The sequence below is a fragment of the Verrucomicrobiota bacterium JB022 genome (assembly GCA_030673845.1).
Taxonomy (GTDB): Bacteria; Verrucomicrobiota; Verrucomicrobiia; order Opitutales; family Oceanipulchritudinaceae; genus WOUP01.
In genome coordinates this window covers 22,578-34,013 of the sequence record JAUTCQ010000012.1, presented here as the reverse complement: position 1 = coordinate 34,013, position 11,436 = coordinate 22,578, and the positions used below count along the sequence as shown (strand labels likewise).

Below are 11,436 nucleotides of genomic sequence, written 5' to 3'. Positions count from 1 at the left end.
CTGTCATAAACTTAGCTTAAGCCTCATAAAATGTCGCTTCATGTAAAACTGCCAGCGCAGCTGCTCGGGTTAGCGATCCTGACCCAGGGTGGCGCGCATGCGCAAATCGACCTCGGTTGGCAGAAGATCGACCGAGACGATCTGCCGCCTTCGATTGAGTTGTACCAATCGACCCAAAACTATCCCAATGGGAACCTGGTTTCCGGGCGCTATGCCTTGATCGACCTCGACGACCCGAATCTCGAGCTGGATATTGAAGAATTCGCGGGTAGCGCCAACCGCACGCCGGCGGAGCTCGCTGCGACGGCTGACGAGCTGACCTATGTCGTCAGCAACGGCTCGTTCTTCAATACCTCCAACGGCACCAGCCTCAACATCCTGCTGGATGACGGGGTGCTGGTCAACGACGGCGGCTATACCGATCCCCGCACCTGGGGCATGTTCGTCCGCGATGCAGACGGTGCGCTCGACACGCTGTGGGGCTACCCCGCACAGAACGACCTCGTGCTCGGATTCCCGCAGCCCAACCAGAACCTGAGCGTGCAGCCCCACGTCGAGCTCGACGGAGAAGGCAACGTGCTCTCTATCGTGCCCTCCAACGGCTTCGTCGGCACCTTCACGGAGGCCATCGCGGCCCGGCCGGTGTTGATCGACAACGGCGTCAAGACCACCACGGCCCAATGGGACCGCGAAGGTGTGGGGGCCAGCGGCAGCTTCACCGACCGCAATCCGCGCACCGTGATCGGGGTGACGGCCGACAACAAGCTCATCCTGATGGTGATCGACGGCCGTCAGGCCGAGCACTCGGCGGGCGCTTCGCTTTACGAGCTGCAAGACATCATGCTTGGGGTAGGGGCGGTCGAAGCCCTCAACCTCGACGGGGGCGGCTCTTCTTCCCTTGCCATCTTCGATGAGACGGTGACGCAGCCGTCGGACCTCGAAGGCGCGCGCGCGGTACCGAACTTTGTCGTGATTCGCCGCAAGGCTCAGGTTTACGATACGCAAGACAGCTTTTACGCCGAGACCGCTGGCTTTATCGAAAGCGGCAACGCGGGCTACTACGGCGAGTCGAAGACCCGTCTCGTGACGACGGTCGACCCGGCTGGTGCCCCCAGCGCTGAGGCGACCTACACGGTGGGCGAAGACCTCCCGCCCGCCCGCTACGAGCTTTCGTCTTACTGGGTGGGTGCTTCCAACCGCTCCAATGCGACGCCTTACACGGTCAAGCGCGCCGGCTTCAACGACGTCGTTTACCGGGTCGACCAGACGATCAATTCGGGCGACTTCAACTACGTGGCTACGCTCGACCTCGCACCGGGCGACCAGATCGTGATCGGCAACAACGCCCCCGGCAGCTACGTGGCGGTCGACGCCATGCGCCTGCGCTACGTGGGCGAAAGCGCCGCACAGGTCAGCTTCCCCAACGGCAGCCGCGCCGATGTGGTGCACAACGACTCCATCGAAATCCCGGTCGACTTCCGCTCGCCCAACAGCGGCGTGAAGGTCCAGGCCCTGCGTGTCTACCGCAGCGTCGATGGCGGCACCGAAGAGCTGATCTCCGGTCCGATCTCGCTCAACGATACGACCGCCGACTCCTACGTCTACAGCTACACCAGCAGCGAAGCCATCGGTGCCGAAGTGGCCCTGCGCTTCGAGCTGGAAGACGACCGTGGCGAGCTGACCTCGGCCACGCAGACGCTTTCGATCAAACCCTTCGCCATCGGGTTCGACCCGAACGTGCTGGAAGGCGAACACCGCGCGGGCGGCAGGATCGAGTTTGATGTGAACATGGACACGCAAAACCCGGCTTCGACGCTGCAGGTGATGTATGTCTACCGTCGCGTCGATGGCGGCGAGTTTGAGCTGATCGACACGGTGGAGCTCGACAGCTCCGTCGAGTCCGTGCGCTTCGAGTATCTTGTGCGCGAAGCCGCCGGCTCCAACGTCGAATTCAAGTTCGAGGTGGGCACGAGCGATGGCAACAGCTCCGAGAGCACCTACACGGCCGAGATCGTGCCGGCCAAGGGCGACATCACCCTCGGCTTCGTCTCCGACTTCAATGGCTCCTACGGCTCGACCACCTACGATGCCCGCGTGCGCCAGGCCTTCGACTTCTGGGTCAATCAGGATGTAGACGCCGTCGTCTCCGCTGGCGACATGATCGCCGGCGAGTCGAGCGCGCTGAGCAAGGCGCAGGTGATGGCCATGTGGCAGGGCTTCAACGGCGAGCTCTACGGCAAACTGAAGAACGCCGACATCCCCTTCGTCTTCACCATGGGCAACCACGACGGCGCAATCACGGTCGACCGGGAGGCGGCAGTAGAATTCTGGGCCATCCCGGACAACAAGCCCGACGTGCAATACGTGGACGAAAGCGGCTACCCCTTCAACTGGTCGGCCGTGCTCGACCTCGATGGCGACAGCGTCAACGACGTGTTCTTTACCTCGATCGACTCCGCCAACGGTGCCTTTTCGCAGAGCGAGCTGGACTGGCTCGATGCGACCCTCGGCTCGCCGGAAGCGCAGAGCGCCCGCGTCCGCATGATTACGACGCACCTTTCGCTCTACGCCGTGGCCACCGAGCGTAACGACATCGGCAGCCTTTCGCGCCCGCGCCAGCCCATCCTCGACATGATGGAAGAGCACGACGTGCAATTCTTCGTCTTCGGCCACTCCGCCGCCTACTTCCCCGGCCAGCGCTATGGTCGCCTCATCCTCTCCACTGGTGAGATGGGTGGCGGCGGCAAGGCCTACGTCGGTGAGGCCCAGCAGGCCCCCTCGACCATTACCCGCGCCGACATCTTCTTCGACGACGAGTACTATGGCGAGAATGCCATTGTGCTGACGACCTACGACCTCTTCGACGGCTTCTCGATCGTGAAGAACAGCGAAGTGCCCTCGGCCCTCTTCGGCTACGATGGCGACTTCATCATGCGCAACGACATCGAGATCAGCGACCGCGGCGCGGCGACCCTCTCCGCCCTCAACGTGGACGGTGTCAGCTCTTCCACGGCGGCGACGGCTTCGGCCCAGATCGAAATCGTGGGCGGCGAAATTGTGATCAGCGGCTCCTTCGCTAACCTCGAAGGCAAGCTCCTGCGCGACCGCACCGCCATCTCCCTCTACCGTGGCCGCAACAGCTTCAGCGCCAACCTGCTCGAAGCCCTCGAAATCGACTCCGTGGACGGCAAGAACGGCACCTTTGAAGGCCGCCTGCCGCTCTTTGCCGAGTTCCGCGACGGCCTCGCCATCGGCCTCTACGGCATCAAGATCCTGACCGACATCCACCCCGAGGGTGAGTTGCGCGGCCAGTTCTTCAACGATGCGCAGTCCGGTGCGCCCAAGCCCGCCGTCATCACCTCGCAAAACAGCACCGACACCTACGGTATCCGCGACGTGCCCGCGCTCTACCCGGTGTCGTGGCAGCCGGCGCAAGACCCTGAGCAAGGCGTGCTCACCTACACCTACCAGCTCGCGACCGACGCCAGCTTCAACAACCTGCTGATCGACGCTCCCACCGGTGTCACCACGCGTTTCAACGCGCTTACCGAGTCGGAATGGTATGTGTTTCTCGCCGACACCGAAGCTGGCGAAACGCGCACCTTCTACCAGCGTGTGATCGCCAGCGACGGCCAGAATGTGGTCGCCAGCCCCGCCCAAGCCCTCGTCCTCACGAAAGACGATTCGATCCCGGACGAAGCGGTGGAAGTCGCCGCCCCGAACTACACGCTCGACGGCGTCTTCGCCCAAACCAGCCCCTGGCACGCCTATGACATCGCGATCGACGAAGTCAGCGGTCGCGTGTGGGCCGTCAACTACAACGGCGGTGTCAACGTCTACAACCCGGACGGTTCGGAATACTTCCTCTCCAGCGAGAACATCGAGTACGACTCTTACCGCTACGAGTGGATCCAGTGGGAAGGCACCCGCCACGGCATCGGCTCGACCTACGGGATCGACTGGGACAGCCGCGGCTTCATGATCCTCTCCGAAGGCGGCGATATCTGGAAGCTCGACGCGACCACCGGTGAACCGCTGGCATACTACGATGGCTCCTTCGGGGTGAACGCGGTCGTAGACGACAATGGCCGGATCTTCTGCCATGGCGTCTTCACCTCCACCGCAGCCTACATTCTTGAAGAAGACCCGGAAAACCCGAAGGGCTACCGCGTCTACAGCCGCGTGGACATGTCGGGAGCACCGTCCGTCGTGCGCACCACCTCGTATTCGCCGGAAGGGGACGCCGTTTACCTGCCCGACGCAACCGCCAGCCGCCGTGTCAGCCGCTTCACCAGCGACGACGACGGCCTGACCTGGACCCGCGAGGCCGACTTCGAGATGAACGCGCCCACGGGCTCCAATGCCGTGGTGGCGACCGAAAACGACACCGTCTACCTGATCAATAACAAGAGCACGGTGCCGCCGACGCTGATCTTCCGCGACTTCGAGCGCAACCTCTCCTGGAGCCTCGCGCTGGAAGGCGACCTCGCCTCCGACATCCGCGCCTTCACCATCAGCCGCGACAAATCAGTCTTCTATGTGGGCGACATCAGTGGCCGCGTCTTCAAATACAGCCTCAAGACCGGCAACGAAGTGCCCGAGCCCTCGACCATGAGCCTGGCCGAAGCCGTCGCGACCAACGCCGAAGGCGAAGCCGTCAACGCAGGCACCTACGTGCGCACCTACGGCGTCGTCACCAGCGCCAACTTCGGCGACGAAGGCACGCTCGACTTCTTCCTGCAGGATGGCAACGCCGCCGTGCGCGTGTTCCAGCCAGCCGCAGAAGTCGCCTACGCCCCGGTCGTCGGCCACCGCATCGAAATCGTGGGCACGATCAGCCAGGTGGCTGGCCAGACCCGTATCGGCGCGGCCGAGATCAACCTGGTGGATGAGACCGCCATGCTGCCGCAAATGGCCCGCCCGAGCACGCTGCAAGACAAGGACGAATCTGCCCTCGTGCGCCTGCGCAAGGTGAGCCTCGTCGACCCGAGCCAGTGGACCAACGACGGTTACGCAGGCTTCACCGTGCAGGTGACCGACGGCGAGCAGCAGTTCGACTTGTTCGTGCACCGCAACAGCCCGCTCTTCGGCGAAGAAGCCCCGCAAGGCGAGTTTGCCGTCAACGGCTTCGTGGTGCAGTTCGACCCGAACCGCCCCTACACCTCCGGTTATGAGCTGATGCCGCGCAACACCGACGACTTCGCCGCCCCGGAAGCCACCTTCGGCGAATGGGCCGAGACGGAGCTCGCCGGCTACGACGAAGCCCTCCAAGCCCCGACGGCCGATGCCGACGGCGACGGGATCAGTAACCTGCTCGAATACATCTGGCAACTCGACCCGACCGCGGCGAACGGCAACTACCGCTACTACATGCAGGTCGGCCAGTCCGTCACCCGCAGCGAAGCCGACGGCGAACGCTACGTCTCCCTCATCTTCTACCGCCCCAGTGGCGACCTGAAGGGCTTCGACTACACGGTGCAGACCCTCGACAGCCTGTCGGGTGCCCTCGATTGGCAAGCTCTGCCGGCGGGCTCCTACCAGGTGACCGAGACCGACCTCGGCGGCGCGGTGGAGATCGTCGTGCAGCTGCTGACCCCGGTGGAGGAGATGACCGACTCCGCCTACATCCGCGTCCAATGGGAAGGTGCCCAAGAGTAACCGGACCGACCACCACGCCCAACACATTGCAGAAATGAAATTCTCCCAAAGCATTGGCCTGCTGGCCGGCCTCCTCCTGAGCGGCGGCGCGGCCATGGCCCAGAGCGCTGCCACCGATCCGGCCTTTATCCAGACGGTCTCGCTCCAGCCCGGCAGCGATTACGCGCTCGCCTTCCCGCTCGACACCCTCGCGGTGTATCAAGGCGCGATTGCCTCCACTACCAGCTCCAGCCTCCAAGTCACCGGCAGCCCCAACTGGGCTCCGAACAACTGGGCCGGCAGCATCCCGTATCAAGTGCTCGTCCTGAGCGGTGAGCTGGAAGGCGCGACCTTCCCGATCTCCGCCAACGGCCCCAGCACATTGACGGTAGCGTTTGGCCTCGAAGACCGCGCCCAGCTCGCCGCCGGCGACCTCGTGCAGATCCAGCGCGCCTGGACTCCGAGCGACCTCAGCGAGATGGCCGACCTGCCGGAAGGCACCCAGCTCATCGTGCAGGGCATGAACCCTGGCACCGGCAGCATGCAAACCGCTGTTTACACCTACTATGTAGACTACGGCTGGTTTGATGGCTCGTTTGGTGAGGCCGATTCCGCTCCGCTTAACCGGGGTGCCGGCTTCATCCTCCGCCTGCCCGCCGCTGGCGAAGCGACCGAACTCGTGATGGCTGGCCAGGTGCCGATGACGGTGCAGCGCATGCGCTTCAGGATGCCTGCCGGTGAGAAGTATCGCGACTTCCGCTTCGGCATCATGAGCACCGAGCCCATCAATCTCGACGCCGCCGGGCTGGTCGATCGCGTAGAAGCCCAGTTGTTCGTCTACGACAATGCGACCGCCGGCATCAACAAGCTGCCCGCGAAAACGCTGTCGGCCTTCCCCGGCTGGGGCTGGTACGACGAGCGCTTCCAGGAGGCCGGTTCCACCACCGACCTGCTGCCCGGCCAGTCCTACATCCTCCGCCACTTCGATGCTGGCGTGGATCTCGTCTACACCTGGACGTGGCTGCCCAGCTACCTCCAGTAAAGCTGTGAAAACCTTAGAAAGTATCGTCACAATGATTCACAAGACTACCAAACTGCTGGGCAGCCTGCTCGTCCTCGGCGCAGCCTCCCTCCAAGCCTCCAACATGCACGTCTCCGTCAACACCGGCGGCTTCCTCGATGCGCTCGGCGAGGCCAAGGACGGGATGCAAGTCGCCGTGGTGTTCGACCTTAATGGCGACGGCTTCGGCGGCTACGATGCCTTCGACTTCTCGCTTAGCGGCCAGTATCTGACCTCTGGCGGAGTCGCCACCGACGACCTCTTCGTCTTTGGCACCGAGGGCTTTGCGCTTACCACCTTCGCCCCCATGTTTGGGCACGGCAGCCTGGCCCAAGTGTCGAACATCGACACCACCGGCCTGCTCGAAGGCACCGCCTTCTCGCTCATCTGGTTTGCCGAGGGTGGCGCAGCGGTGGGGCAGCACTACGGCCTCGTCTCGCACGAAAACTTCATCGTGCCGACCGACGGCGGGGTGACGGTTGCCCCGATGCCGTTTGGCAGCCTCGTCCCCGGCGCTGCCGATTACACCTTCGCGGCGGTGATCCCCGAGCCGACGACGGTGGCCCTCGGCCTTGGCCTCGTGGCCGCCGGTCTGGTCGCCCTTCGTCGCCGTCAGGCCTAGACTGCTGGCGGCCTTGCCCGCTTCGTCCCGAGCGTCTCCCTTGCGGGGAGGCGCTCTTTTTTTGGGTTCATCATTGAAGAGCGGGGCATCATCACGCCCAATATCCTCGCACGACCAACGGCTCGGCCTATACTGGAGGTGCAGGTAGCCAGACGGCGACCAATACCGCCCTTACCGGCTACGGTGCGGCCACCTCGATTATCTCTTTTGCGCGACCGAAGCGGCTGTGCAATCTTACGCCGACTGGGCGCTGCCTGCCGCAGATGCCGGTGCAAGTCAGGACCCTGATGGCGACACCGGCGGTGAAAACTTCGAGCGAAGGCTTCGATACGATGGGCGGTTCCGCGCTCACCCCATTTTTTCAGGCACACTTCGTAGCCTGTCCAAAAAAAGATCGCCCAATCTTTCCGATTGGGCGATGCGGCAGTTCTGGAAGACGTTCTTTACAGCTCTTCCGCGTGCTCGATCGTGACATCCGCGATTTGCGGGCTCCAGTTGTAGGTGGGGTCGATTAGCTCAAAGATCACGTAACGGGTGCCGGTGGGGAGGGGATCGGCGAGGTGGGCGTTGGTGCGGTACCAACTGCCGTCGGTGTGGACGGGGCTGTCGAAGCTCAGGTTTACTTCCTGCCAGGTGGAGAGATCGTAGGACGCGTAGGCCTTGAAGCGGGTGCTGTCCATCGCGGAGGTGTAGTGGATCAGCTTTACGCTGAAATCTCCGATATCGCGCAGTTTGTAGGCGATGTAACCTGGGCTGGTCGTGTTGCGGTAGAGCCGATCGGTATCGCCTTCGCTGTAGGCGGTGCTGCCGCTGACGAGGCTGACGTTATCCGAGGCTTCGACCAAGGTCAGGTCGGCCAGCTCGTCTGCCGTGGTGGCGGCAGGGCGGGTCTGGATCCGCACATCGGCGAGTTGAGTGGCCCAGCTGGCGGTGGAGCCGTAGAGCTCGATCTTGAGGAAGTGCTGACCGGCAGCGATCCCGCCAGAGGGTAAGCCGAGGTGGGCACGCTCCCACGCGGGGGTACTGGGATCGGGGGCGATGCTGTCGACAACGGAGAAGTCGAAGGCTGAGCTCCAGGTGACGCCGTCCGCCGAAGTGTAGCCGCGGATACGACCGGCAGGGCTGAAGTTGCTGCTGGAGGAGTAGATGAACGCTTTGAGGTTTAGATCGACGATCTCACCGTCTACCTCATAGGTCAGCGAAGTGGTGGTACCGGTCGTCGTGCGGTAGTAGCGTGAAAAGTCGTCCTCATCCCACGACTGGTTGGTGGTGGCAATGGTCCAGGAGCCGGTGGCGCTGGCGAGGCTCAAGTCGTCGAGCGGGTCGTGATGCAGGCGGCGGGCGTTGAGCCGGGCGAGCTCGCCGTAAGCCGTGATAAAGCTGTAGTCCGGGTTCATCGTCTCACCGGGCGGGCGAATGAGCCAAGTGCCCACCAGTTGGTTTTCAAAGAGGGAGACAGGTGTGGTGTAGTTGAAGGTCTCACCGCTGCGCAGCCCGTTGTCGTAAATCGCCCAGTGCACGATCCAACGCGGGCCCCAGCGCAGAGCGTAGTCGACCTGGTTCATGATCACGCTGCTGAGGGTCGCATCCGAGGAGGCGGAATGGTAGGGCGCAGAGCTGCCCATGAAGCTTGATTCGTAGGCGCCGAACTCGCCCATGTAGAGGTTGTCGCGCCCAAAGGTGGAAGAGCTTGGGGTGCGGGCGCGGGCGTAGTCGAGCCCCCGGATGACGTTGATCTCCTGCCCGGTGCCCTTGCTCGCCCAGTTGGACCACGAGTAGAGGTCGCAATCGGTGTAGGGGATCACGGCATTGATGACGCAATTGGCGGCAGAGACGGGGAGGCTCGATGCGGCCCCGGGGTTGTAGTTAAACTCGCAGGCGTTGTAGACGTAGACGTCGGAGTAGCCGCTGGCGGCGGCGATGCCGGCTTCGACCCCGGCCTGTCGGGCATTGATCCAGTCGATCATGCCCTGGATTGCGACAGGCCAGTCCGCCGGATCGAGCAGATCGAGGCTGAGGTGGTTATCGCCTTCCCAGCTTTGGAAAATGAAGGTCTTGCCGGTGCCGGAATACGTCTCCAGCAAATATTCGGTCGCTTCGGCAAATTCAGCGATGATGGCGGCCTCTTCGGCGGGGGAGAGCCCATCCTTCCAGTTGGGTTTCGCAAATTCGGTCGCGACAAAGAAATAGGTCTTGAAGTCGGGTCGCGAGAGCGCGTCGGCGTAATAGGTGGTCTGCAGCAGCTCCGTCATGTCGTCGCATGAGGGGAAGGCGTGCAGGCCGGTGAAGTTCGGGTAATTGCGGTTGGGCGAGCTGTTGAGCCAGAGCTTGATCGTGCGCGAGCCGAGTTGTGAGATCCGGTCGGCGCCCTCCGTCAAGTAGTCGGTGGCGGGCGAGTAGAGGGGGATACTGTATTTACCGCCCGAGTGGATTTCGCCGATGATGTCGGCCAGCGGTTGAGAAGGCAGTTGGGCAGTCAGCAGGGATGAAAAAGCCCCGATGGAGGTCAGGGCTGCGAATCGGCCGAAGGGGACGGCAAGGGAGGTTTTCATGTGTCGCTGGGGTGGGGTAGAGCGCTTTGTGGCCAGGCCGCTACGGGCGTAGGAATCCCGAGGGCATACAGGCACGAAACACGGGGTTGATTATAAGGAGTCGCTGGGCGACGTGGCAGCTTCTCCATCCCGGCGCTGTTTGGCAATGAAGCGAAGTTTCCCGCTCAGGCGGAAAACTTTGAAAAAATATTATAGGGAGCGCTGGTGGCTTTGGAATCTGTCTGAATTCTGATTGGTTATTTTTAGGGATTGCGTAACGCTGAGGGCGTTTACGACATGCGTTCTTCGGTCTCTGCGTCGAAAAGGTGTGCCTTGGAGAGGTCGAAACACATCGAGGCGATCTGCCCGGGCTCGAAGCGATCCGTCGGCGGGATGCGGGCGATGATCTGGGTCGAGGCCGTGTTCAGGTAGAGGTAAGTTTCGGAGCCCATGGGTTCGGAAACATCGACCTTGAACATGCAGGGGTTCGATGCGTCGGCGGGGGCCTTTTCGCTTTCCAGCACATCCTCCGGTCGGATCCCGAGCACGACTTTCTGGCCTTGGGTAACCTTGGCCGTGCCCGCGACCCGGTCATCGAGGCGCACCTGGATTCCAGCACCCTCGGCCCCGTCTTCCACAAAGAGCGATCCTTGGGCATCGCGCTGCAGCGTGCCTGCGATCAGGTTCATGGGTGGGCTGCCGATAAACCCGGCCACGAAGAGGTTTGCGGGCTGGTTGTAGAGGGTCAAAGGGTCGGCTACCTGCATGATCTCGCCTGCATTCATCACACAGATGCGGTCGCCCATCGTCATGGCTTCGATCTGGTCGTGCGTGACGTAGATCATGGTGACGCCGAGGCGGTCGTGCAGGCGCGAAAGCTCGGTGCGGGTGGAGGCGCGCATTTTGGCGTCGAGGTTGGACAGGGGTTCGTCGAAGAGAAACACCTTCGGTTTGCGGACAATGGCCCGGCCAACCGCGACGCGCTGCCGCTGGCCGCCGGAAAGGGCCTTGGGCTTGCGCTCGAGCAAGGGTTCGAGGTCGAGCATGGCGGCGGCCTCGCGCACCTGGCGGTCGATCTCCTGCCGGCTTTGTTTACGCAGCTTGAGGCCAAACGCCATGTTTTCGTAGACAGTCATGTGCGGGTAAAGCGCGTAATTCTGGAACACCATGGCGATGTCGCGGTCCTTGGGCGCTACATCGTTCACAGGGCGTTCGTCGATCACGATGCGGCCAGAGGTAATCTCCTCCAGGCCGGCGATCATGCGCAAAGTGGTGGATTTGCCGCAACCGGAAGGGCCGACAAGCACCATGAATTCGCGGTCGCGAATTTCGAGATCGATGCCTTTGACTGCATTGAATGCAGAGGTCTTGCGGGTTCCGGGGTAAATCTTCGTGAGGTTTTGGAGTAGGACCTTGGCCATCTTGAAAGTCTTCCGGTTTGAGGGGCAGATTGTCGAGCGGATGTAAGTAGCGATTAACGGCGAAGGTTTCGGAATTTTAGGCAAAAGCATGTTCCGAAATGCACCGTAGAGGGCTCCCACGTGGCGAGTTGGACCATCGCCCGATAAGCGCGTGCGTGCATTAAT

General features: G+C 62.6%; 5 protein-coding genes. 3 read left to right on the top strand and 2 right to left on the bottom strand.

Translation table 11 applies throughout. The features are described from left to right. Positions 1 to 30: 30 nt before the first annotated feature. The 3 genes from Q7P63_07195 to Q7P63_07185 are packed head-to-tail and all read left to right on the top strand — an operon-like array spanning position 31 to position 7,319. Positions 31 to 5,658: a phosphodiester glycosidase family protein gene (locus Q7P63_07195; GenBank protein MDP0499872.1), complete on the top strand. Its 5,628-nt coding sequence runs from the start codon at positions 31 to 33 to the stop codon at positions 5,656 to 5,658. Between the two features lie 34 nt (positions 5,659 to 5,692). After that, positions 5,693 to 6,679: a TIGR02597 family protein gene (locus tag Q7P63_07190; GenBank protein MDP0499871.1), complete on the top strand. Its 987-nt coding sequence runs from the start codon at positions 5,693 to 5,695 to the stop codon at positions 6,677 to 6,679. Positions 6,680 to 6,710: 31 nt separating this feature from the next. Further along, positions 6,711 to 7,319, top strand: coding sequence for a hypothetical protein (locus tag Q7P63_07185; GenBank protein MDP0499870.1), 609 nt, complete (start codon positions 6,711 to 6,713; stop codon positions 7,317 to 7,319). 443 nt (positions 7,320 to 7,762) lie between these two features. Here the strand turns inward: Q7P63_07185 and Q7P63_07180 are convergent, their stop codons facing one another. After that, on the bottom strand, positions 7,763 to 9,871 hold the full coding sequence (locus Q7P63_07180) for a hypothetical protein (protein ID MDP0499869.1): 2,109 nt from the start codon (positions 9,869 to 9,871) through the stop codon (positions 7,763 to 7,765). 269 nt (positions 9,872 to 10,140) lie between these two features. Next, complete coding sequence (gene ugpC, locus Q7P63_07175) at positions 10,141 to 11,271, bottom strand: sn-glycerol-3-phosphate ABC transporter ATP-binding protein UgpC (GenBank protein MDP0499868.1); 1,131 nt, start codon at positions 11,269 to 11,271, stop codon at positions 10,141 to 10,143. Between the last annotated feature and the right edge of the window lie 165 nt (positions 11,272 to 11,436).

What these genes read in the sequence shown, in the direction of transcription:
- Q7P63_07190 (MDP0499871.1), top strand. Translation starts at nt 5,693, where the DNA reads ATGAAATTCTCCCAAAGCATTGGCCTGCTGGCCGGCCTCCTCCTGAGC.
- ugpC (MDP0499868.1), bottom strand. Translation starts at nt 11,271, where the DNA reads ATGGCCAAGGTCCTACTCCAAAACCTCACGAAGATTTACCCCGGAACC.
- Q7P63_07185 (MDP0499870.1), top strand. Translation starts at nt 6,711, where the DNA reads ATGATTCACAAGACTACCAAACTGCTGGGCAGCCTGCTCGTCCTCGGC.
- Q7P63_07195 (MDP0499872.1), top strand. Translation starts at nt 31, where the DNA reads ATGTCGCTTCATGTAAAACTGCCAGCGCAGCTGCTCGGGTTAGCGATC.
- Q7P63_07180 (MDP0499869.1), bottom strand. Translation starts at nt 9,871, where the DNA reads ATGAAAACCTCCCTTGCCGTCCCCTTCGGCCGATTCGCAGCCCTGACC.